Below are 21113 nucleotides of genomic sequence, written 5' to 3' on the forward strand. Positions count from 1 at the left end.
GGAGGCCAGCAGGAAAAAAACATATGTCCAGTACCACTACCGTCGCTGAATTCGCAGCTGAACTCAATAAATCCCCCGCAACCCTGATCGAGCAATTGACCAGTGCGGGTGTCGCCAAGGCGCAAGCCAGCGACCCCTTGTCCGAGGCGGACAAGCAGAAGCTTCTCGGCTATCTGCAGGCCAGCCATGGCACCGTCACGGCCGAGCGCAAGAAGATCACCCTGGTGAAAAAATCCACCAGCGAGATCAAGCAGGCCGACGCCACCGGCAAGGCGCGCACCATCCAGGTGGAAGTGCGTAAAAAGCGTACCTTTATCAAGCGTGACGACGGCTCCGACCAGCCTGCGGAAGAAGTGCAGCCTGAAGTGGCCGCTCCGCCGGCACCTCCTGTCGTCGACGAGACCGAACTGATTCGCCGCGAAGAAGAAGCCAGCCGCCACGCAGAACTGCTGCGCCGCCAGGAGCAGGAGCTTGCTGAAAAACGCCGTCTTCGCGAAGAGCAGGACGCCAAGGATGCTGCGCGCGAGCAGGAGCGCCTGGCCGCCGAGCAAACCGCCCAGGCGGCTACTGCAGCCGCCGAGGCCGTGGTCAAGAAGGCCAAGCCAGCAGGAAAAGCCAAGGATGCTGCGCCGGTAACAGCTGAAGCCGCCAAGGCCGCTGAAACCGCTGCGGCCGTACAAGCCACGAAGGCTGCCGATGCCGCGGCTGCCGCTGCAACTGCCAAGGCCAAAGCCACCGCCGAATTCCAGGCCGACGCCGCCAAGGCGCAGGAGCTCCAGGACCGCCGCCGCAAGGCTGAAGCAGAAGCTGCTGGCATTCGCGCCATGATGTCCGCGCCCAAGCGCGTTCTGGTGCCCCACGTCGATCCCAAAGCCGCCATCAAGGGCACGCTGCACAAGCCGGCCGGGGCGCCGGGTGCCGCGGCCAAACCGGGTGCCCCCGCCACTGCGGGCGCCCCTGGTGCCGCCGGCAAGAAGGAAGTCAAGTCGGAGAACCTTTCTTCGACATGGAAAGACGACGCCGCCAAGAAGAAGGGCATTCCAAGCCGTGGCGCACCCGTTGTACCCGGCCGTGGCAATTTCCGTGGCGGCCCGCGTGGCCGCCGCAATGACCGTGAAGCACGTCCGGAATCCACCTTCGTGGCGCCGACCGAATTCAAGGTCATTGAAGTGCACGTGCCTGAGACGATTACCGTGGCCGAACTCGCGCACAAGATGAGCGTGAAGTCATCGGAAGTGATCAAGCACCTGATGAAGCTTGGCCAGATGGTCACCATCAACCAGCCGCTGGACCAGGACACCGCCATGATTGTGGTGGAAGAAATGGGCCATAAGGCCGTGACGGCTTCGCTGGACGACCCGGAAGCCTTTGCCGATGAAGACGTGCAAGGCCAGCAGGCCGAGTTGTTGCCGCGTGCGCCGGTTGTGACTGTCATGGGTCACGTCGACCATGGCAAGACCTCACTGCTCGATTACATCCGCCGCGCCAAAGTGGCCTCCGGTGAAGCGGGCGGCATCACCCAGCACATCGGTGCCTACCACGTGGAGACCCCGCGCGGCATGGTGTCCTTCCTGGATACCCCGGGCCACGAGGCGTTTACCGCCATGCGTGCCCGCGGCGCCCAGGCGACCGACATCGTGATTCTGGTGGTGGCGGCTGACGATGGCGTGATGCCGCAGACCAAGGAAGCCATCAAGCATGCCAAGGCGGCCGGTGTTCCCATCGTGGTGGCGATCAACAAGATCGACAAGCCCGGTATCAACATGGAGCGCGTCAAGGGCGAGCTGGTCACCGAAGAAGTGATTCCCGAAGAGTTCGGCGGCGACGTTCCTTTTGTCGGCGTCTCCGCCCATACTGGCGCCGGTGTCGATGCCTTGCTCGAACAGGTGCTGCTGCAGGCCGAAGTGCTTGAACTCAAGGCGCCGGTGGAAGCACTGGCCAAGGGCCTGGTAATCGAAGCCCGTCTCGACAAGGGCCGTGGCCCCGTGGCGACTGTGCTGATTCAGGCGGGAACGCTGAAAGCCGGCGACGTGGTGCTGGCCGGTTCGACCTATGGCCGCGTGCGCGCCATGCTGGACGAAAACGGCAAGCCGATCAAAACGGCGGGTCCGTCGATTCCCGTGGAAATTCAGGGCTTGACGGAAGTGCCGCAGGCCGGTGATGAATTCATGGTCATGCTCGACGAGCGTCGTGCCCGTGAAATCTCCACCTACCGCGCCGGCAAGTTCCGCAATACCAAGCTGGCCAAGCAACAGGCCGCCAAGCTGGAAAACATGTTCTCCGATATCGGCGCCGGTGAAGTCAAGATGTTGCCCATCATCATCAAGGCCGATGTGCAAGGTTCGCAGGAAGCGCTGGCCCAGTCGCTGCTCAAGCTTTCGACCGAAGAGGTCAAGGTCCAGCTCGTGTACTCCGGTGTGGGTGGTATTTCCGAATCCGACGTCAACCTGGCGATTGCCTCCAAGGCCGTGGTGATCGGGTTCAACACCCGTGCCGATGCCCAGGCCCGCAAGCAGGCCGAAAACAACGGCGTGGACATTCGTTACTACAACATCATTTATGACGCTGTGGACGAACTTCGCGCCGCGATGTCGGGCATGCTGACGCCGGACAAGAAGGAAGAAGTCATCGGCAATGCCGAGATTCGCCAGGTGTTCAAGGTCAGCAAGATCGGCTCGATTGCCGGCTGTATGGTCACTGCCGGGGTGGTTCGCCGCACAGCGCGCCTGCGCCTTCTGCGCGAAAACGTGGTCGTCTTCACGGGTGAACTCGATTCGCTCAAGCGCTTCAAGGACGACGCCAAGGAAGTCAAGGAAGGCTTCGAGTGCGGCTTGAACATCAAGAACTACAACGACATCCAGGTTGGCGACATCCTGGAGTTCTTTGAAATCAGGGAAGTGGCGCGGACACTGGAAGTCTGATCCCGGCTGGCCGGCAGCCCCTGGCTGCCAGCCTTTCCGCAGACCCCACCATTTTTTGACATGCGTAAAAAATCATCCACCCCGAATCGCGGTTTTCGCGTCGCCGATCAGATCCAGCGCGATCTGACGGAGCTGATCGCGCGCGAACTTAAAGACCCGCGGGTCGGGATGGTGACCGTGCAGGCCGTCGAGGTGACGGCCGACTATGCGCATGCCAAGGTGTTTTTCAGTGTGCTTGTCGGTGACCCGAAAGAGTGCGAAGAAGCGCTCAACCAGGCCGCCGGGTTCCTGCGCAATGGCCTCTTCAAGCGGCTGATGACGCACACCGTGCCGACGCTGCATTTCCACTTCGACCGCACGACCGAACGTGCGGCCGACATGAACGCCTTGATTGCCAAGGCGGTTTCTTCCCGCGCCCAAGACGACTGAGTTCGCGCCGTTTCCCTTGATGACAGGTTCAGGGACAACGGTGCCAACGAAGCGCCCGGGCCAGCCCGTGCGCTGAGCCTGTCGGAAGTTATGACGCAAACCTCTTCTCATCGCCAGAAAATCCAGCGACGTCCCGTGCACGGCGTGTTGCTGCTCGACAAGCCGCTGGGCCTGTCGAGCAATCAGGCCTTGCAGAAGGCCAAATGGCTGCTGCGCGCCGACAAGGCCGGCCACACCGGCACGCTTGATCCGCTGGCCACCGGCGTGTTGCCGCTGTGTTTTGGTGCCGCCACCAAGTTCAGCCAGATCCAGCTTGACGCCGACAAGACGTACGAAGCGGTGCTGCTGCTGGGCCGGAAAACCACCACGGCCGACGCCGAAGGCGACGTGATTGAGACCCGGCCCGTGCCCGAAATCACGGCGGCCTTGCTGGTGTCGCTGACGGAACGCTTCACCGGCCCGCAAGTACAGGTTCCGCCCATGTACTCGGCGCTCAAGAAGGACGGCAAAGCGCTGTACGAATACGCCCGCAAGGGGCAAGAGGTGGAGCGGGAAGCCCGTAACATCACGATTTTCAAGCTGAATATGGCTGTAGCCCAGGATAAGCGTGCACCTGCAGCTATCAAAATCATAGTAACCTGCAGCAAGGGCACTTACATCCGCACGCTCGGTGAAGACATCGGAGAGGCGATCGGTTGCGGCGCGCATCTGGGTTCGCTCAGGCGGCTGGAGACCGGCGGCTACACGGCGCAGCAGTGCGTGACCTTGCCCGCCCTGGAAGCCATGACCGAGCCCGAGCGCGAAGCCTGCCTGCTACCGGCGCAGTCGCTGGTGTCGGCGTACCCGTCTGTCACATTGGACGCCGACAATGCAGGGCGTTTTTTAAGTGGTTTGCGCCGCCGGGGTGAGCCCGGGCAGTGGGGCACCGATGCGCCGCTGGTGCAGGTCTATGGCACCGAGCCGCCGGCGTTCCTGGGCTCGGCCCATGTCACGGCCGACGAACTGATTCCGCAGCGTTTGCTGAGCCCGATTGAAATACAGGACATTTTGCAAGCCGCCAGAACGCCGGCTGAACGCTCCACACCCGATTTCGCTGCCGCGCCCACAGGCGTTGCGGCTTCTTCTTTCCAACATTAACCCCGTACCGTTTCGAGTCTTCCTGAAAGCCAACCATGAGCCATAACCAAATCCGCAATATCGCCATCATCGCCCACGTTGACCATGGCAAAACCACCATGGTTGACCAGCTGCTGCGTCAGTCCGGCACCTTCGCCGAGCACGAAAAAGTGGTCGACACCGTGATGGACAACAACGCCATCGAAAAAGAACGCGGCATCACCATCCTGGCCAAGAACTGCGCCGTGACCTGGGAAGGCACGCACATCAACATCGTCGACACCCCGGGCCACGCCGACTTCGGCGGTGAAGTGGAGCGCGCGCTGTCCATGGTCGACGGCGTGGTGCTGCTGATCGATGCGCAGGAAGGCCCCATGCCCCAGACGCGCTTCGTGACCAAGAAGGCACTTGCCCTGGGCCTCAAGCCCATCGTGGTGGTCAACAAGGTCGACAAGCCGGGCGCCAACCCCGACAAGGTCATCAACGCCGCTTTCGACCTGTTCGACAAGCTGGGCGCCACCGACGAGCAGCTCGATTTCCCCGTGGTGTACGCCTCGGGCATCAACGGCTGGTCGTCCCTCGAAGAAGGCCCTCCGAATGAGCAGTGGGGCCCCGACATGTCGGCGCTCTTCAACACCATCCTCAAGCATGTGCCTGCGCAAAAGGGTGACCCTGCCGCGCCGCTGCAGCTGCAGATTTCCGCTCTCGATTTCTCGACCTTCGTCGGCCGCATCGGCGTCGGCCGCATCAGCCAGGGCACCATCAAGCCCATGATGGATGTGGTGGTCATGGAGGGCCCGGACGGCAAGGCCGTCAAGGGCCGTGTCAACCAGGTCCTGACCTTCCAGGGCCTCGAACGTGTGCAGGCCACCGAAGCCGGCCCGGGCGAAATCGTGCTGATCAACGGCCTGACCGACATCGGTATCGGCGTGACGATTACCGACCCGACCAATCCCGCACCGCTGCCCATGCTCAAGGTCGATGAGCCGACCCTGACCATGAACTTCTGCGTCAACACCAGCCCGCTGGCTGGCCGCGAAGGCAAGTACGTCACCAGCCGCCAGATCTGGGACCGCCTGCAAAAAGAACTGCAGCACAACGTGGCGCTGCGCGTCAGCGAAACCGACGAAGAAGGCATCTTTGAAGTCATGGGCCGGGGTGAGTTGCACCTGACCATCCTGCTGGAGAACATGCGCCGCGAAGGCTTCGAAATGGCGGTGTCCAAGCCGCGCGTCGTGATGAAGGACGTCAACGGTGAAAAGCACGAGCCTATCGAGCTGGTCACGGCCGACATCGAAGACCAGCACCAGGGCGGCGTGATGCAGGCACTGGGCGAGCGCAAGGGCGAGCTGGTGAACATGGAGCCGGACGGCAGAGGCCGCGTGCGCCTTGAGTACCGAATCCCGGCGCGTGGCCTGATCGGCTTTACCAACGAGTTCCTGAACCTGACGCGTGGTTCTGGCCTGATCTCCAACATCTTCGACAGCTACGAAGCGCACAAGGGCGAAATCGGCGGCCGTAAAAACGGTGTGCTGATCTCGATGGACGACGGTGAAATCTTCACCTACGCCCTGGGCAAGCTGGACGACCGCGGCCGCATGTTTGTGCGCGCCAATGACCCGGTGTATGAAGGCATGATCGTCGGCATCCACAGTCGTGACAACGACCTGGTGGTGAACGCTACACGTACCAAGCAGTTGACCAACTTCCGCGTCAGCGGCAAGGAAGACGCGATCAAGATCACGCCACCTATCGAGCTGACGCTGGAATACGGCGTTGAGTTTATTGAGGACGACGAGCTGGTCGAAATCACGCCCAAGTCGGTTCGCCTGCGCAAGCGCCACCTCAAAGAGAGCGATCGCAAGCGCGCAGGCAGGTCTTGAGCCTTCACGGTGGCTAGCGTTCCTCGTTTGCCACCAACAGGAGCCGCCCTCGCCGCTGCCTTTCAACCCAGCATGAGCCGTGGAACCGGCTTTGCCGGGCCACAGGCGGGCGGCCCCCTCGGGGGGCAGGAAGCTACACGCAGTGAGCGACCGTGGGGGCTCCAGATTGCAAGCCTATGAAACTCACGCATTCCAAAGCTGTCGTCTTGATGATCTTCGTGACCCTGATGTGGTCGATTGCGGGTGTGGTCACGCGTCACCTCGAATCGGCGCGCAGTTTTGAAGTCACGTTCTGGCGCAGCTTTTTCACGGTGGTTTCGCTGCTGGTGATCTTGCCGCTGTGGCAGGGCAGGGCGGTGTTCACCAAAATCCGTAATGGCGGCTCGGCGCTCTGGATTTCCGGCTTTTGCTGGAGCGTGATGTTCACGGCTTTCATGGTGGCGCTCACGCTCACCACGGTGGCCAATGTGCTGGTGACCATGGCGGTCAGTCCCTTCATCACGGCTTTGCTGGCCCGTGCCTTTATTGGCCACAAAATTCCCGGCCGCACCTGGCTGGCCATTGCCATGGCGGGCGCAGGCATTGCCTGGATGTACGGTGGGCAGATGGACCTCTCCAGCCACCTGGGCGGCACGCTGGTGGCCCTGATGGTGCCGTTGGCCAGCGCCAGCAACTGGACGGTGGTGCAGCACAGCCGCGCGCACGGCAAGAACATCGACCTGGTACCTGCCGTGTTGGTGGGGGCGGTGATTTCGACGCTGGCAACCCTGCCGCTGTCGTTTCCGTTTTCGGCCACACCGCATGACATCGGGCTGCTGGCTTTGCTCGGCCTGGTCCAGTTGGCCATCCCGTGCGTGCTGTCGGTGATGTGCGCCGGCGTGCTCAAGGCGCCGGAAGTGGCCCTGCTGGCGCTGCTGGAAGTGATTTTTGGTATTTTGCTGGCCTGGTTTGGCGCGGGCGAGGTGCCCGGCGCGAGTGTGCTGACAGGCGGCGCGCTGGTGATAGGTGCGCTGGTGGTCAATGAACTGGTTGGATGGAGGCAGCGGGCATGAATACTGTCAGCAGAAACGATGTGCTGGTTGAGCGGCGCGGCAGCGCCGGGCTCATTACCCTGAACCGCCCCAAGGCGCTCAATGCGCTGTCGCTGGCCATGATTCGGGACCTGTCCGCCGCCTTGCTGGCCTGGCGTGACGACCCTGAGGTTCATGTGGTGGCGATACGCGGCACCAACAAGAAGGGCCAGCCCGGCACGCCCGAGAGTCTCTTCGGCGGTTTTTGCGCCGGGGGCGACATCCGCTTTTTCCACCAGGCGGTGTTCGCGGGCGATTCTGCGCTGGAGGACTTCTTCACCGAGGAATACGCGCTCAACCACCTGATTCACAACTATCCAAAGCCTTACGTCGCCTTCATGGACGGCGTGGTGATGGGCGGCGGTATGGGAATCAGCCAGGGCGCCAAGGTGCGCATCGTCACCGAGCACACCAAAATGGCCATGCCGGAAACAAACATTGGCCTGTTTCCGGACGTAGGCGGCGGCTACTTCCTGAGTCGCTGCCCGGGCCACGCAGGCGAGTACCTGGCACTCACGGGTGACGTGATCGGTGCAGATGAAGCCATCAGCTACGGCCTGGCGGACGTCAAGCTGGAGGCAGGACGCCTGCCGGCACTTTGGGAGGCCCTGGGCAGCCGGGCTTTCACATCAGCGGCTGAGGCAGAGCAGTGGGTTGCTACTGAGTTGATAGCTGGTGGCGCTCGTCCAGCAATGGCTACGAGCCATTTTGATGCGTATTTTTCCTTGCCGAGAGTTAAACACATCGTGGACGCGCTGGAAGCTGCAACCGACCCCTGGGCGCTGAAGACGGCCGCCACCTTGCGCAGGCGTTCACCGCTGATGCTGCATGTGACACTGGAGCAGATCCGCCGCGCCCGCACCATGACGCTGGCCGATGACCTGCGCATGGAGCGGGACATGGTGTACCAGTGCTTTCACCTGCGTCCCGGCGCAGCCAGCGAAACCGTCGAAGGCATACGTGCGCTGGCCGTTGACAAGGACTACAAGCCACAGTGGATGCCCGCGCGCATCGAAGACGTGAAGCCAGGCATGGCCGATGCGTTTTTTGCCAGCCCCTGGACGGCGCAAACGCATCCTTTACGCGCGCTGGCGTAACGCCATCGCGGTGGGCCAGCGGCTCGAGGGCTACCTTCCGGAAGTTTATTCGCTATCAAATAGATAGCTGCTTGCGCTTGTCCTGTCTACCCTGGAGGCCGATTTTCTGTAATTTCCCGCTGCAGTCAAAGCTGCTGGTAAACCAGCTGCGCGAGCTTCATGAGTTCATCGCGCGACACCGCACCGCTAAGCGCATAACCAAAGCCCTGGTCAACCCAGTAAAACGACGGCACCGGGCCGTCGCCGCTGTAGCGGAAAACGGTTTCCGTGTTGCCAGGCCGCGCCTGGGCCTGCGAGGCGCCGGCACTGGCCGGCGTTGCGCCATCCACAGCGCCCAGGTAAAGCGTCAGGCGCAGGCCGGCTGCGTTCTGGAACATGAACTGTGCGCGGGCGCCGCCTTCACCGGGCAACAGGCGGCCACCGACCAGTTCATAGCCCTGTGTTGCCAGCACCGGCACCTTGAGCGGTCGCCCCACACGTTTGGATAGCCACTGCACCAGGTGGTCTTGTTGCGCGGCCGTGACTTCGACCGGATGGCGCACCTCAGGTGAAAACACCGCATGCGCTACCGAAGCCTGGTGCACAAATGACTGCGTAGCGCGTGCTGCCGGCCCGGCTGCGATTTGCCCAGCTGGCGGGCTACCCAGGTGGCCATGCGACAGCCAGCCCATGCCGAACGCCATCACCACCGCAGCCGCCATGCCGCCCCATCGCCACCACTGGTCGATTTGCCGCCGGGCGGCCTGGCCGCGGCGGGCGGCGGCCAGCAGCGCATCGGGGATGGGTTCTTCCAGCAACGGACGGTGCAGCGCGCGCAGCGCCAGGCGCTGCGATTGCCAGGCCTCAAGCGTTTCGCGGGCTGCGGGGTCGCCGGCCAGCAGCGAGGCTTCAAACTCCGCGCGGCGCTCAGCGGGCAACCTGCCATCCATCATGGCGCTGATCTGGTCGTGCGTGAGCTCGCCGTGATGATCATGGGGTGGGATATGTGGTTTTTCCATGGTCGTGGGGTCGTTATTTCAGGCGCCTGAGCTGCGTTGGGACGCCCGCTGCCTGCGGTGCGGGGCCATCCATCAGTTCACGCAAACGGCTGCGCGCGCGTGAGAGGCGTGACATGACCGTCCCGACAGGTACGCCGGTGATTTTGGCGACTTCTTCATACGAAAGGTCTTCCAGACTGACCAGCAGCAGTACCACCCGCTGGTCTTCGGGCAGGCGCAGCAGGCAACGCTGCAGGTCCAGGGCCTGGGCCGTGCCTGTTTCAGGCGCGGCCATTTCGCCTTCGACATCTTCGAAGTTGACCGTGATGCCCGCCGTCGCCTGCCGCGTGGAGCGGCGCACCTGGTTGATGAAAATGTTGTGCATCAGCGTGAACAGCCAGGCCCGCAGGTCGCTACCCACCACCCACAGGCGCCATTTGGCGCAGGCCCGCTCCAGCGTGTCCTGCACCAGGTCGTCCGCCATCCAGGCGTCACCCGTCAGCACGCGCGCATAGCGGCGCAGGCTGGGGATGTGCTCGGTCAGCGGAAAGTGGGTCATGTATCTGCGAAGCCTGCGGCCATCGTAACGAAGCCGGCCACAGGCGTCACGGCATTACGACGTCAAGGCTTGATGACGTGCCAGACAGTTCCCACGTTATCGCCGGTCTTGTCACCGGGCTTGGTGTCCTTGGCCCAGTAGTACAGCGGCTTGCCCTTCATGGCCCATTGCTTTTTGCCATCGTCACGCGTGATGACCGTGTAGTCACCGGCCGGCTTGTCGGCGTCAGCAGCCATCAGGGGCGGCCAGTTGGTGGCGCAGGAACCATTGCAGACGGACTTGCCGCTGCCCGCGGCGTCTCGGTCAAAGACATACAGGGTCATGCCGTTCGGGCCGACCAGCACGCCGTCGGCCACTTTGGCCGGGCTGCTGGCGGTCATGGAGGCGCAACCGCCGAGCAGGGCGGCAGTCAAAAGGACGGTGGACAGCAGTTTCATGGAATTCTCCGGTGGGGTTTCAGGTGAAGTATTGGTGCGCAGACCACGTTTGAATGTGGGGTGCACACGGATAAACACCCGCCAGGGCCGGTTTATTCCATAGACGGTGAAAAATAGTTTGCCTGCTGCCCGCAAGCGGCGTGCTTGCCGAGGCTCAGCGGTTGCGCGACTTCATCGCGCGCTCAACTTCGCGCTTGCCTTCACGGTCCTTGATGGTGTCGCGCTTGTCGTGCTCGCCCTTGCCCTTGGCCAGGCCGATCTCGCATTTCACCTTGCCCGCTTTCCAGTGCATGTTCAGCGGCACCAGGGTGAAGCCCTTTTGCTCCACCTTGCCAATCAGGCGGCGGATCTCTTCCTTGTGCATCAGGAGTTTCTTGGTGCGCACCGAGTCGGGACGCACGTGGGTCGAAGCCGTGCCCAGCGGGTTGATCTGGCAGCCGATGATGAAGAGTTCGCCATTGCGAATGACGACATAGCCGTCAGTAAGCTGGACCTTGCCTTCGCGCAGGGACTTCACTTCCCAGCCTTCGAGCACCATGCCCGCCTCAAAGCGCTCTTCAATCTGGTAATTGAAAAGCGCTTTTTTATTGTCGGCAATGCGCACGGCCGCCGCAGCGGCCTTGGGGGAGAGATTGGCGCTGGGCGTTGCGGCCGTTTTTTTGGAGGAGGATGCTTCTTTGGTGGCCATGGATAAAAGGTAAGGGCGAAATCTGAAAAGTACAGTGCCACGCGAAGTGGCTAATACAATTGCGCCCAGCCCTCGATTGTATGAAAACCGTTCACAAGTCCGTTTTAATCTGGTACAGCGCCGCCGAAATGTTTGGGCTGGTCACTGATGTCGCAAGGTATCCCGAGTTTCTCCCTTGGTGTGACCAGGCCGCTGTGCTGGAGGAAGACGCGCGCGGCATGACCGCGAAGGTCGGCATCTCGTTGGCCGGGCTGACGCAAAGCTTCACTACCCGCAACACACACGAAAAAAACCGGAAAGTCAGCCTGAAACTGGTCGATGGCCCGTTTTCAAAGCTCGACGGCCACTGGGATTTCACGCCTGTCGGCAAGGCCGATGAAAGGGCCTGCAAGGTGGATTTCACGCTGCGTTATGACTTTGACAACGCCGCGCTGGCGGCACTGGTCGGTCCCGTTTTCGAAAAAATAGCGGGAAGCCTGGTGGATGCCTTTGTCAAAAGGGCTGAAGACGTCTATGGCGAAGCCTGAGGGCGGCGCGCCGCTCAAAGTCACCTTGGTCTATTCAGCGGTGCCGCGGCAGGTCCGCGAGTGGGCGCTGGAGCTGGCGGCGGGTACCACGGTGGCGCAGGCGCTTGCTGCGGCCGGGGTCTTTGATGAATTCCCGGCGTTGCAGCAGGGGGGCCGTCTGGTCATCGGCATCTGGGGGCGCAAGACCACTTTAGGGCATGTGCTGCGAGAGCATGACAGGGTTGAACTTTACCGCGGCCTTCGGGTTGACCCCAAGGTTGCGCGCCGCGAGCGTTTTACCCGGCAGGGCGCCAAAAGCGCCGGGCTGTTTGCCAAAGCCCGACCCGGGGCGAAAGCGGGGTACTAAGCCCCCGGTTCCACACTGCGTAACCCGGGGCCGGCCCGAGGGGGGACGGTCGCGGTTGATTATTTACAACTGCTATCCACGATACCTTGGGTTCGCTTTGATTCTTCGGCACGCTTGGTGTCATCCATCACCTCTTGCTCGCCTTTCGCGTTGGTCGTGCTGATTCGCGTACCCGCTTGCAATGAAGCCAGATGCTTTTTGGCCCGCTCGCAGTTTTCTGCTCTGCTTTTGGCCAACTTTTCTTCCTCGGCTTTTTTCTTGGCGGCTTCTTCGTTCTCGGCCTGCTTTTTCTTGGCTTCAAGTTCGGTGTCTTTGCCAGACAGCTTGGGTGCACTGGCTTTGCCGGCCGGTGCAGACGCTGCCGGGGCAGCCGCATCAGTCGCGCTTGCTGCAGGCTCAATGGCTGCTGCCGTTCGCGCCATACCACCCGGCCGCTTCAGAATGTTTTTTTCCGGGATTTCGGCGGGCGGCGAGCGGTCGCTGTAGACCTTGCGGCCATCTTTGTCGATCCACTGCCATTGGGCAAATGCTGTCAGCGCAAATGACCCGCAGGCGATCGCCAGCAGGAGGGGACGAAAAACGGATTTGAAGTGCATTTCGTGAGTGTAGCGCTGTGCTGTCCGGTTTTCGTGCGGCTGGCGGGTAAAGCGGTTTTTTTACAACCTTTGGCGAACAGATACCTAGGCCGCAAAAGGCGGCTAGGGGTAAGTACCGACGGCGTATGACGACAAGGGTACAATCGTGTTTTTGGAGCCATCCCTATGCGCCTACTCGGCAAAGCGCTCACCTTCGACGACGTATTGTTGGTGCCAGCGTTCTCCCAGGTCCTGCCCAAGGACACCTCACTTTCCACCCAGTTCTCCCGAAATATCCGCCTGAATCTGCCGCTTGTCTCGGCGGCCATGGATACCGTCACCGAAGCCCGGCTGGCCATTGCCATTGCGCAGGAAGGCGGCATAGGCATTGTTCACAAAAACCTGACACCCCAGCAGCAGGCAGCCGAGGTTGCCAAGGTCAAACGCTACGAAAGCGGCGTGCTGCGCGATCCGGTGGTCATCACCCCCACGCATACCGTGCGCCAGGTCATGGCGCTCAGCGAGCAGCTCGGCATTTCCGGCTTTCCCGTGATTGACGGGGGCAAGGTCGTCGGCATCGTCACCGGGCGCGACATGCGCTTCGAATCCCGCATGGATGTGCCGGTCAGCACCATCATGACGCCGCGGGAGCGCCTGATCACCATTTCTGAAACTGCTTCATTGGCCGACGCCAAGGCCCTGCTGAACAAACACCGCCTTGAACGTGTGCTGCTGATCAACGACGATTTCGAGCTCAAGGGCCTGATCACCGTCAAGGACATCACCAAACAGACCACCTTCCCGAATGCCGCACGTGACTTGCACGGCAAGCTGCGTGTGGGTGCGGCTGTCGGGGTGGGTGAGGGCACCGAGGAACGCGTCGAGGCGCTGGTCAAAGCCGGCGTCGACGCCATTGTGGTGGACACCGCCCACGGCCACAGCAAAGGCGTGCTCGACCGGGTCCGCTGGGTCAAGCAGAACTACCCCCAAGTTGATGTGATTGGCGGCAACATTGCCACCGGCGCCGCGGCGCTGGCACTGGTTGAGGCTGGCGCCGACGGCGTCAAGGTCGGCATCGGCCCCGGCAGCATCTGCACCACCCGGATCGTTGCCGGCGTGGGCGTGCCGCAGATCATGGCCATCGATAATGTTGCTACAGCCTTGCGCGGTACCGGCGTGCCGTTGATCGGCGACGGCGGCATCCGCTACAGCGGCGACATAGCCAAGGCCATCGCGGCGGGCGCCAACACGGTGATGATGGGTGGCATGTTCGCCGGCACCGAAGAAGCGCCGGGTGAAGTGATCCTGTTCCAGGGCCGCAGCTACAAGAGCTACCGCGGCATGGGCAGCATAGGCGCCATGCAGCAGGGCAGCGCAGACCGTTATTTCCAGGAGTCCAGCACCGGCAATCCGAATGCCGACAAGCTGGTCCCCGAAGGCATTGAAGGCCGCGTCCCCTACAAGGGCTCCATGGTCGCCATCGTGTTCCAGATGGCCGGCGGCCTGCGCGCCAGCATGGGCTACTGCGGCTGCCCCACCATCGAGGACATGCGTGACAAGGCCGAATTTGTGGAAATCACTTCTGCCGGCATCCGCGAAAGCCATGTCCACGACGTGCAGATCACGAAAGAAGCGCCAAACTACCGCGCCGATTGAGTTTGACCCAGCCGGCCAGGGCGTCTTGAAAGACGCCCTTTCTTTTTTTGCCTTGAAGAAGCCCCTCATGCAACACCAGAAAATCCTCATTCTCGATTTCGGCTCACAGGTCACCCAGCTGATCGCCCGCCGTGTGCGCGACGCCCACGTGTTCTGCGAAGTCCACCCCTGCGACGTCAGCGACGAATGGGTCCGCGAATACGCCAAAGACGGCACGCTCAAGGGCATCATCCTGTCCGGCAGCCACGCCAGCATTTACGAAGAAACCACCGACAAGGCACCGCAAGCGGTGTTTGAATTGGGCTTGCCGGTGCTGGGCATCTGCTACGGCATGCAGGCCATGGCGCACCAGCTGGGCGGCAAAGTTGAAGGCGGCCACAAGCGCGAGTTCGGCTCCGCCGATGTGCGCGCCCGCGGCCACACCGCCCTGCTCAAGGGTATCGCCGACTACACCACGCCCGAAGGCCAGGGCATGCTCGATGTCTGGATGAGCCACGGCGACAAGGTCACCGAAATGCCACCGGGGTTCAAGCTCATGGCCTCGACCGATTCCTGCCCAATCGCCGGAATGGCCGATGAAGACCGCCGTTTTTACGCGGTGCAGTTCCATCCCGAAGTCACGCACACCAAGCAGGGCAACGCCATCCTCAAGCGCTTCGTGCTCGATATTTGCGGTACCCGCCAGGACTGGGTCATGGGTGACTACATCAGCGAAGCCGTCGAGAAAATCCGCGCGCAGGTGGGTGACGAGGAAGTCATCCTGGGTCTGTCCGGTGGTGTTGACTCTTCAGTGGCTGCGGCGCTGATCCACCGCGCCATCGGCGACCAGCTGACCTGTGTGTTCGTCGACCACGGCCTGCTTCGCCTCAACGAAGGCGACATGGTCATGGAGATGTTTGTCGGCAAGCTGCATGCCAACGTGATCCGCGTCGATGCCAGCGACCAGTTCCTCGGCCATCTGGCAGGCGTCAGCGAACCCGAAGCCAAGCGCAAGATCATCGGCCGCGAGTTCGTCGAGGTGTTCAAGGCCGAAGCGGCCCGGCTCAAGGCCGGCACCGGCGGCCACAAGGGCGCCAAATGGCTGGCCCAGGGCACGATTTACCCCGACGTGATCGAATCCGGCGGCGCCAAAAGCAAGAAAGCCGTCACCATCAAGAGCCATCACAACGTTGGCGGCCTGCCTGAGCAACTGGGTCTCAAGCTGCTCGAACCTTTGCGCGAGTTGTTCAAGGACGAAGTCCGCGAGCTGGGCGTCGCGCTTGGGTTGCCGCACGACATGGTGTACCGCCATCCGTTTCCTGGCCCCGGCTTGGGTGTGCGCATCCTGGGCGAAGTCAAGAAGGAATATGCAGACCTCTTGCGCCGCGCCGATGCGATCTTCATCGAAGAGCTGCGCAACTTCAAGGATGCCGCAACCGGCAAGACATGGTATGACCTCACCAGCCAGGCCTTCACCGTCTTCCTGCCAGTCAAAAGCGTGGGCGTGATGGGGGATGGCCGGACCTACGACTACGTGGTGGCGTTGCGCGCCGTGCAGACCAGCGATTTCATGACGGCCGACTGGGCCGAGCTGCCTTACGCGCTGCTCAAGAAGGTCTCGGGCCGGATCATCAACGAAGTGCGCGGCATCAACCGCGTGACCTACGACGTGAGCAGCAAGCCGCCGGCCACGATTGAGTGGGAATGAGGAGTTGACCCATGCCTGGGCAATCCGCATTACCCGGCTTTGACGACGCGCCGGCACCGACGGACCGGTTGTTTTTCGCGCTCTTTCCTGACGCTGAGACCGCCGAGCGTATTGCGCAGTGTGCCCGGCAATTGCGCACAGAGCACGGCCTGCATGGCACGCCGCTGAAAACCGGGCGCTTTCACATCACGCTGCACCACCTGGGTGATTACGCCGGCATGCCGCAGGGCGTGGTCGACATGGCTGGCAGAGCGGCGGCAGCGGTCAAAGCTTCACCGTTTACTGTCACTTTTGACCGAGCCGCGAGTTTTTCCAGTTCCCCGCGCAACCGGCCTTTTGTCCTGCGCGGTGACGCTGGCCTTGCCGACCTGATGGCGTTCCAGCGGGCGCTGGGCATTGAGATGACCAAGGCCGGGCTGGGGCGCTGGGCGAAACCGGCCTACACGCCCCATGTCACTTTGCTCTATGACGACCGCGCGGTAGCCGAACAGCCGGTCGAGCCTATCGCCTGGACGGCCGGCGAGTTTGTCCTTGTGCGCAGCCTGATCGGCCAGACGCTGCACGTTCCATTGGCCCGCTGGCCTTTACGCCCCTGAATCTTGCGCCCACGGGCGCGGATCTCCGGGAAATTTGCGGCTGATCAAGCCGTCGCCAGATCCAGGTTTTGGCCTATGCTTCAGGCTATGTACATGCCGCCCCAATTCAAAGGCGACCGCGCAAAGGCTGCGGCGCTGATCCAAGAACACCCTTTCGCCAGCCTGATCAGCGTCGACGACGCCGGTCTGCCGTATGTCACGCACCTGCCGCTGCATCTGGAAGATCGCGGCGATCAACTGGTGCTGCTGGGCCATGTGGCCAAGCCCAATGCGCACTGGCGCTACCTGCGGGCACGCCCGCAGGCCGTGGTTACGTTTCTCGGGCCTCACGCCTACCTGTCGCCCAAGGTCTACCCAGACCTGGCGCGGGTGCCGACCTGGAACTACCTGGCCGTGCATTGCACCGTACAGGCCACGCTGATCGAAGATCCCCTGGCAAAAGACCGCCTGCTTAAAAAGCTGATTGGCGACCATGAGCCACCTTACGCCGAGCAATGGCGTGGCTTGGGCGAAGAGTTTGCCCACAAAATGCTGGCCGGCATTGTGGCTTTTGAATTGCAGGTGACCGATCTGCAGTGCAAGGTCAAGATCAACCAGCACAGGCCCGAGTCCCACGCGGCGATGAAGGCCATGTACGCCGCCGGAAACGAAAACGAGCGCGGTCTGGCCAACTGGATGGACCGCCTGGGCATGGCCGGCCCAAGCAACACATCAACGGAGGCTTGAAATGCGCGCCATGTTCAGCATCGTGAGCCTGTTGGTCGTGCTGGCCATCGTGGGGTTCCTGGTCAAGAAACAATTGGGCAGCCAGCTGGCCAGCCCACCGGCGGCCGGCATGCCCGCAGTCTCTGGCGGCGCCACGCCGCAAGAACAAAGCCGGCAGGTGCAGCAGCAGGTCAAGCAGTCCGTGGAAAGCCTGATGCAGCAGCCCCGGCCGTCGCAGGACGAAAAATAATTCAAGAAGAAAAAGGCTGTAGCCCTTTCAAGACGGGCGCAAGCAGCTATTAAAATAATAGCAAATGAATGACATCACCTTCATGCAGCAGGCGCTTGCGCAGGCCCGTCAGACAGCCGCGTTGGGTGAAGTGCCTGTGGGCGCAGTGGTGGTACGGGGTGGCGAGGTCATTGCCACGGGGCGTAACGCCCCGGTGGACGGGCACGACCCGACGGCGCATGCCGAGATCGTGGCCCTGCGTGCGGCAGCTCAGGCGCTGGGCAACTACCGGCTGGACGATTGCGAACTGTTTGTCACGCTGGAACCTTGCGCCATGTGCAGCGGCGCCATGCTGCATGCCCGACTCAAACGCGTAGTGTTTGGCGCGACCGACCCCAAGACCGGCGCCGCCGGCTCAGTCATCGACCTGTTTGCCGAGTCCCGGCTGAACCACCAGACCCATGTGCAAGGCGGGGTGCTGGCTGGGGAATGCAGCGCACTGCTGCAGGAGTTTTTTCGCCGGCGCAGGGATGAGCAACGCGAGGCATCGCGGCTGGCCCATCCGCTGCGCGACGATGCATTGCGCACGCCCGACGCCGCGTTTGATGCCCTGCCGGGCTATCCCTGGCCGCCCCGTTATGTGAGCGACCTGCCGGCGCTGCAGGGGCTGCGCATGCATTACCTTGACGAAGGCGACAGTGGGAACAAGGGCGAAGGAGGCGGCCTGACCTTTCTGTGCCTGCACGGCAACCCGGCCTGGAGCTATCTTTATCGCAAGATGATCCCGCCGCTGCTGCAAGCCGGGCACCGCGTTGTTGCCCCTGACATGGTCGGGTTTGGCAAAAGCGACAAGCCCAAGAAGGACAGCTTTCACAGCTTCACCACCCATCGGCAAATTTTGCTCGAACTGGTCGAAAAGCTGGATCTGCAAAACGTGGTGCTGGTGGTTCAGGACTGGGGCGGCTTGCTGGGCCTGACGCTGCCCATGGCCGCGGCCTCGCGCTACAAAGGCCTGCTGGTCATGAACACCATGCTGGGCACCGGGGATGCTCCCTTGCCTGCGGGCTTTGTGGCCTGGCGCGAGATGTGCGCCAGGAACCCAGAGTTTGATGTGGCGCGCCTTTTTGCGCGTGGCAACCCGCAGATGAGCCCGGCCGAGTGCGCCGCCTACAACGCACCGTTTCCGGACAAAGGGCATCGTGCCGCGCTGCGCGCTTTTCCGCCCATGGTGCCGGATACACCCGATACCGACGGCGCGGCCATTTCACGCCAGGCGCGCGCTTTCTGGCACAACGACTGGACCGGCCGGACATTGATGGTGGTGGGTGCGCAAGACCCGGTGCTGGGCCCGCCCGTCATGAAGGAACTGCAAGCCCTGATCCGCGGTTGCGGCGAGCCCGTGATGCTGCCGCAGGCCGGCCACTTTGTGCAAGAGCACGGTGAGCCGATTGCGCAGCAAGCAGTGCGGTTTTTCAGCCCGCCAGCTTAAAGACCGGCAAATGCCAGCCTAGGAAGATGGCGCTCAGCCGCAGCGCCGCCACGGCCACCAGCCCAATGCCGAATGCCCATGAGGATTTCAGGCCCAGCGTCTTCAGAGCCAGGTACAGCACAATTCCGGCAATCGCCGCGCTGGCATAAATGTCCTGACGCAGCAGCAGGGGGATCTGGTTGCTGCAGATGTCGCGCATCACGCCGCCGGCCACACCGGTCATGGTGCCCATCAACACCACGATGATGGGCGACAGCCGCGCTGCCTCGGCCAGCTGCGCACCTGAAAGGGCAAACAGGGCCAGGCCGAAGGCATCGGCCACCAGCAGGGCCTGCGCAGGAATCGGCAGGAGCTGTACATACAGCACTGTGCCCAGTGCCGCCGCGCAGATCACCAGCAGGTAGGTGGGGTTGGCCATCCAGAACACCGGGTGCCGGTTCATCAGCAAGTCCCGCAGGGTGCCTCCGCCGATGGCCGTCAGCGAGGCCAGGACCAGCACGCCCAGCAAATCAAGCTGCAGGCGTCCTGCCGCCAGTGCGCCACTCACTGAAAACACGGCAACGCCGAAGAGGTCAAGCAGGTAAAGGAACATGGTTGACCCGTTTATACCTGCTGCTATCCGCGGCAGGGAAGGGGCGAAGGTCTTCGCGGGATGGGATACTTGCATCCGTGAAAAAACATATCTACATCTATTCCCCTTCCAGCGCGGTGCGCGACAAAGCAGCTTTCAAGCGTGGCGTGAAGCGCCTCGAGTCCCAGGGGCATGAAGTTGAAATCGATACCGATGCACTGGCGCAGCATCAGCGTTTTGCCGGCGACGACGAAACCCGGCTTGCCTCTATTCACCGTGCGGCAGCCAGTGGGGCCGACATCGCCCTGATCTCCCGCGGCGGCTACGGCCTCACCCGCATCCTGCCGAAGATCAACTACAAGGCGGTCGCCAAAGCTGCTGCCGGAGGCACGCGTTTTGTGGGCCTGAGCGACTTCACGGCCTTTCAGATGGCCTTGCTGGCCAAAACCGGCGCGATGACCTGGGCGGGCCCCTCGCTGGACGACTTTGGCGCGGAAGCACCTGACGACATCATGGAAGCCTGCTTTGACGACCTGATCACGGGGCAGGGTGAAGGCACCGGCTGGCAGCTGCCCAAGTTTGCTATGAATTTAATAGCTGCTTCCGCCCGTGGTGAAAAGGCTGGAGCCGGATTCACCATTAAAGACGCGGTATTCTGGGGTGGTAACCTCGCCATCCTGTCTGCGCTGGTGGGAACGCCTTATCTGCCGGCCGTCAAAGGCGGCATCCTGTTTGTTGAGGATGTCGGCGAACACCCTTATCGGGTGGAGCGCATGCTCACGCAGCTGTTGCAAGCCGGCATTCTGGCGCAGCAGAAGGCGATCGTTTTTGGCCAGTTCACCAACTACAAGCTGGCGCCGAACGACAAGGGCTTCAAGCTGGATACCGTCATTGCCTGGCTTCAGGGTCAGGTGAAGGCACGCGTCTTGACCGGCCTGCCGTTCGGCCACGTGCCAACCAAGGTCCTGCTGCCTGTGGGCTGCAAAACTACCCTGGTGGTAGAAGACCGGGATGCTTTCCTGCTCTGGGGCCATCAGCACTAGCCGACGTTAAAACGCCGGCCCCCGCTGAGCCTGTCTGCCGGTGGCGGTGTTCAGGGCAAAAAAAAACCAGCACGAAGCTGGTTTAAAAATAGCCTTGGAGGCCAGGAAGAAAACGGAAAAAACAGGCGGAAAAAGCGAAAAAACTGAAAGCTGGAAGGTCAGGTTGTCAGGGGGCTGGACCGGGAACTGAGGCCGCGTGGCAGCATGCCCTTGAATTTGTCGCTGATACGGCTGACTTTTTCGCGGGCAACTGTTTCGCCATGCATGGCAGCAAGCACCGCCATGATGTCGCCGCGGGTGTACCACAGGCCTTGAACATCCTGGGCGTAGCGCACGCGGCGCGTGATCTTGGGGTAGTGCTTTTCACCAAACTCGCCAAGCTCATCCAGGATGAATTGGCGGATTTCTTCGGTGCGGTCTTCCAGAACGGAAGCAGTGACTTCACCAGTGCCCAGCAAAGCCATGAAACTGCTTTTCAGATTCGGTTTTAACCAGCGCATGTGTCTCACAAC

The 21113-nt window shown here is 62.1% G+C and carries 22 protein-coding genes; 15 read left to right on the top strand and 7 right to left on the bottom strand.

Going from position 1 to position 21113, the window contains the following annotated elements:
* Window positions 1-23 precede the first annotated feature (23 nt).
* The 6 genes from infB to AC1DYR_RS09520 all read left to right on the top strand — a co-directional run bounded on the left by infB (window position 24) and on the right by AC1DYR_RS09520 (window position 8516).
* Window positions 24-2921, top strand: a complete 2898-nt coding sequence (gene infB, locus AC1DYR_RS09495) for a translation initiation factor IF-2 (protein WP_477704897.1) — start codon at window positions 24-26, stop codon at window positions 2919-2921.
* A gap of 60 nt (window positions 2922-2981) precedes the next feature.
* Window positions 2982-3350, top strand: coding sequence for a 30S ribosome-binding factor RbfA (gene rbfA, locus AC1DYR_RS09500; protein WP_457282766.1), 369 nt, complete (start codon window positions 2982-2984; stop codon window positions 3348-3350).
* Between the two features lie 90 nt (window positions 3351-3440).
* Window positions 3441-4487 carry a tRNA pseudouridine(55) synthase TruB gene (gene truB / locus AC1DYR_RS09505; protein WP_477704898.1) on the top strand — a complete coding sequence of 349 codons (1047 nt, stop codon included), beginning with the start codon at window positions 3441-3443 and terminating at the stop codon, window positions 4485-4487.
* A gap of 35 nt (window positions 4488-4522) precedes the next feature.
* Entirely contained in the window at window positions 4523-6349 is a 1827-nt protein-coding gene (gene typA / locus AC1DYR_RS09510) for a translational GTPase TypA (protein ID WP_477704899.1), read from the top strand.
* Between the two features lie 176 nt (window positions 6350-6525).
* The gene (locus tag AC1DYR_RS09515; protein ID WP_477704900.1) at window positions 6526-7401 is read left to right on the top strand and encodes a DMT family transporter; all 876 of its coding nucleotides are present in this window, start codon (window positions 6526-6528) and stop codon (window positions 7399-7401) included.
* The gene (locus AC1DYR_RS09520; RefSeq protein WP_477704901.1) at window positions 7398-8516 is read left to right on the top strand and encodes an enoyl-CoA hydratase/isomerase family protein; all 1119 of its coding nucleotides are present in this window, start codon (window positions 7398-7400) and stop codon (window positions 8514-8516) included. Before AC1DYR_RS09515 ends, AC1DYR_RS09520 begins: the two co-directional genes overlap by 4 nt.
* 125 nt (window positions 8517-8641) lie before the next feature.
* Here the strand turns inward: AC1DYR_RS09520 and AC1DYR_RS09525 are convergent, their stop codons facing one another.
* From AC1DYR_RS09525 to smpB, 4 genes are all read right to left on the bottom strand, one after another.
* Entirely contained in the window at window positions 8642-9514 is an 873-nt protein-coding gene (locus AC1DYR_RS09525) for an anti-sigma factor family protein (protein WP_477704902.1), read from the bottom strand.
* Between the two features lie 13 nt (window positions 9515-9527).
* The gene (locus tag AC1DYR_RS09530) at window positions 9528-10052 is read right to left on the bottom strand and encodes an RNA polymerase sigma factor (RefSeq protein WP_477704903.1); all 525 of its coding nucleotides are present in this window, start codon (window positions 10050-10052) and stop codon (window positions 9528-9530) included.
* A 62-nt stretch (window positions 10053-10114) separates the two neighbouring features.
* Window positions 10115-10489 carry a COG4315 family predicted lipoprotein gene (locus tag AC1DYR_RS09535; RefSeq protein WP_477704904.1) on the bottom strand — a complete coding sequence of 125 codons (375 nt, stop codon included), beginning with the start codon at window positions 10487-10489 and terminating at the stop codon, window positions 10115-10117.
* A 154-nt stretch (window positions 10490-10643) separates the two neighbouring features.
* Window positions 10644-11177, bottom strand: coding sequence for an SsrA-binding protein SmpB (smpB, locus tag AC1DYR_RS09540; protein ID WP_457282772.1), 534 nt, complete (start codon window positions 11175-11177; stop codon window positions 10644-10646).
* Between the two features lie 80 nt (window positions 11178-11257).
* On the opposite strand from smpB, the gene AC1DYR_RS09545 reads away from it, so the two are divergent.
* Both AC1DYR_RS09545 and AC1DYR_RS09550 read left to right on the top strand, forming a co-directional pair.
* Entirely contained in the window at window positions 11258-11704 is a 447-nt protein-coding gene (locus AC1DYR_RS09545; protein WP_457282773.1) for a type II toxin-antitoxin system RatA family toxin, read from the top strand.
* Complete coding sequence (locus tag AC1DYR_RS09550) at window positions 11691-12050, top strand: RnfH family protein (RefSeq protein ID WP_477704905.1); 360 nt, start codon at window positions 11691-11693, stop codon at window positions 12048-12050. Before AC1DYR_RS09545 ends, AC1DYR_RS09550 begins: the two co-directional genes overlap by 14 nt.
* 59 nt (window positions 12051-12109) lie before the next feature.
* On the opposite strand, the gene AC1DYR_RS09555 is transcribed toward AC1DYR_RS09550, so the two are convergent.
* Window positions 12110-12646, bottom strand: coding sequence for a DUF4124 domain-containing protein (locus AC1DYR_RS09555; RefSeq protein WP_477704906.1), 537 nt, complete (start codon window positions 12644-12646; stop codon window positions 12110-12112).
* A 165-nt stretch (window positions 12647-12811) separates the two neighbouring features.
* Between AC1DYR_RS09555 and guaB the strand changes: the two genes are divergently transcribed.
* The 6 genes from guaB (at window position 12812) to tadA (ending at window position 18987) form a co-directional block, all read left to right on the top strand.
* On the top strand, window positions 12812-14281 hold the full coding sequence (gene guaB, locus AC1DYR_RS09560; RefSeq protein ID WP_477649390.1) for an IMP dehydrogenase: 1470 nt from the start codon (window positions 12812-12814) through the stop codon (window positions 14279-14281).
* A gap of 67 nt (window positions 14282-14348) precedes the next feature.
* Window positions 14349-15968, top strand: a complete 1620-nt coding sequence (gene guaA, locus AC1DYR_RS09565; protein ID WP_477704907.1) for a glutamine-hydrolyzing GMP synthase — start codon at window positions 14349-14351, stop codon at window positions 15966-15968.
* 11 nt (window positions 15969-15979) lie between these two features.
* Window positions 15980-16564, top strand: coding sequence for a 2'-5' RNA ligase family protein (locus AC1DYR_RS09570; protein ID WP_477704908.1), 585 nt, complete (start codon window positions 15980-15982; stop codon window positions 16562-16564).
* 87 nt (window positions 16565-16651) lie between these two features.
* Window positions 16652-17290, top strand: coding sequence for an FMN-binding negative transcriptional regulator (locus AC1DYR_RS09575; RefSeq protein ID WP_477705217.1), 639 nt, complete (start codon window positions 16652-16654; stop codon window positions 17288-17290).
* A 1-nt stretch (window position 17291) separates the two neighbouring features.
* Complete coding sequence (locus tag AC1DYR_RS09580; protein ID WP_477704909.1) at window positions 17292-17519, top strand: hypothetical protein; 228 nt, start codon at window positions 17292-17294, stop codon at window positions 17517-17519.
* A 64-nt stretch (window positions 17520-17583) separates the two neighbouring features.
* On the top strand, window positions 17584-18987 hold the full coding sequence (tadA, locus tag AC1DYR_RS09585) for a tRNA adenosine(34) deaminase TadA (RefSeq protein ID WP_477704910.1): 1404 nt from the start codon (window positions 17584-17586) through the stop codon (window positions 18985-18987).
* Here tadA and AC1DYR_RS09590 read toward each other — a convergent pair.
* Entirely contained in the window at window positions 18971-19579 is a 609-nt protein-coding gene (locus AC1DYR_RS09590) for a trimeric intracellular cation channel family protein (RefSeq protein WP_477704911.1), read from the bottom strand. The genes tadA and AC1DYR_RS09590 overlap by 17 nt on opposite strands.
* Window positions 19580-19656: 77 nt before the next feature.
* Here AC1DYR_RS09590 and AC1DYR_RS09595 point away from each other — a divergent pair, with 77 nt between their 5' ends.
* A complete protein-coding gene (locus tag AC1DYR_RS09595) occupies window positions 19657-20601 on the top strand; it encodes an LD-carboxypeptidase (RefSeq protein ID WP_477704912.1) in 945 nt (314 codons plus the stop codon).
* Between the two features lie 158 nt (window positions 20602-20759).
* Here AC1DYR_RS09595 and AC1DYR_RS09600 read toward each other — a convergent pair whose 3' ends face one another.
* On the bottom strand, window positions 20760-21065 hold the full coding sequence (locus AC1DYR_RS09600) for a hypothetical protein (protein ID WP_477660535.1): 306 nt from the start codon (window positions 21063-21065) through the stop codon (window positions 20760-20762).
* Window positions 21066-21113 lie beyond the last annotated feature (48 nt).

It is taken from the genome of Polaromonas sp. P1_F9 (assembly GCF_056405615.1).

Coding starts and splice junctions, on each gene's coding strand:
- infB (WP_477704897.1), top strand. CDS start 24: ATGTCCAGTACCACTACCGTCGCTGAATTCGCAGCTGAACTCAATAAA.
- rbfA (WP_457282766.1), top strand. CDS start 2,982: ATGCGTAAAAAATCATCCACCCCGAATCGCGGTTTTCGCGTCGCCGAT.
- truB (WP_477704898.1), top strand. CDS start 3,441: ATGACGCAAACCTCTTCTCATCGCCAGAAAATCCAGCGACGTCCCGTG.
- typA (WP_477704899.1), top strand. CDS start 4,523: ATGAGCCATAACCAAATCCGCAATATCGCCATCATCGCCCACGTTGAC.
- AC1DYR_RS09515 (WP_477704900.1), top strand. CDS start 6,526: ATGAAACTCACGCATTCCAAAGCTGTCGTCTTGATGATCTTCGTGACC.
- AC1DYR_RS09520 (WP_477704901.1), top strand. CDS start 7,398: ATGAATACTGTCAGCAGAAACGATGTGCTGGTTGAGCGGCGCGGCAGC.
- AC1DYR_RS09525 (WP_477704902.1), bottom strand. CDS start 9,514: ATGGAAAAACCACATATCCCACCCCATGATCATCACGGCGAGCTCACG.
- AC1DYR_RS09530 (WP_477704903.1), bottom strand. CDS start 10,052: ATGACCCACTTTCCGCTGACCGAGCACATCCCCAGCCTGCGCCGCTAT.
- AC1DYR_RS09535 (WP_477704904.1), bottom strand. CDS start 10,489: ATGAAACTGCTGTCCACCGTCCTTTTGACTGCCGCCCTGCTCGGCGGT.
- smpB (WP_457282772.1), bottom strand. CDS start 11,177: ATGGCCACCAAAGAAGCATCCTCCTCCAAAAAAACGGCCGCAACGCCC.
- AC1DYR_RS09545 (WP_457282773.1), top strand. CDS start 11,258: ATGAAAACCGTTCACAAGTCCGTTTTAATCTGGTACAGCGCCGCCGAA.
- AC1DYR_RS09550 (WP_477704905.1), top strand. CDS start 11,691: ATGGCGAAGCCTGAGGGCGGCGCGCCGCTCAAAGTCACCTTGGTCTAT.
- AC1DYR_RS09555 (WP_477704906.1), bottom strand. CDS start 12,646: ATGCACTTCAAATCCGTTTTTCGTCCCCTCCTGCTGGCGATCGCCTGC.
- guaB (WP_477649390.1), top strand. CDS start 12,812: ATGCGCCTACTCGGCAAAGCGCTCACCTTCGACGACGTATTGTTGGTG.
- guaA (WP_477704907.1), top strand. CDS start 14,349: ATGCAACACCAGAAAATCCTCATTCTCGATTTCGGCTCACAGGTCACC.
- AC1DYR_RS09570 (WP_477704908.1), top strand. CDS start 15,980: ATGCCTGGGCAATCCGCATTACCCGGCTTTGACGACGCGCCGGCACCG.
- AC1DYR_RS09575 (WP_477705217.1), top strand. CDS start 16,652: ATGTACATGCCGCCCCAATTCAAAGGCGACCGCGCAAAGGCTGCGGCG.
- AC1DYR_RS09580 (WP_477704909.1), top strand. CDS start 17,292: ATGCGCGCCATGTTCAGCATCGTGAGCCTGTTGGTCGTGCTGGCCATC.
- tadA (WP_477704910.1), top strand. CDS start 17,584: ATGAATGACATCACCTTCATGCAGCAGGCGCTTGCGCAGGCCCGTCAG.
- AC1DYR_RS09590 (WP_477704911.1), bottom strand. CDS start 19,579: ATGTTCCTTTACCTGCTTGACCTCTTCGGCGTTGCCGTGTTTTCAGTG.
- AC1DYR_RS09600 (WP_477660535.1), bottom strand. CDS start 21,065: ATGGCTTTGCTGGGCACTGGTGAAGTCACTGCTTCCGTTCTGGAAGAC.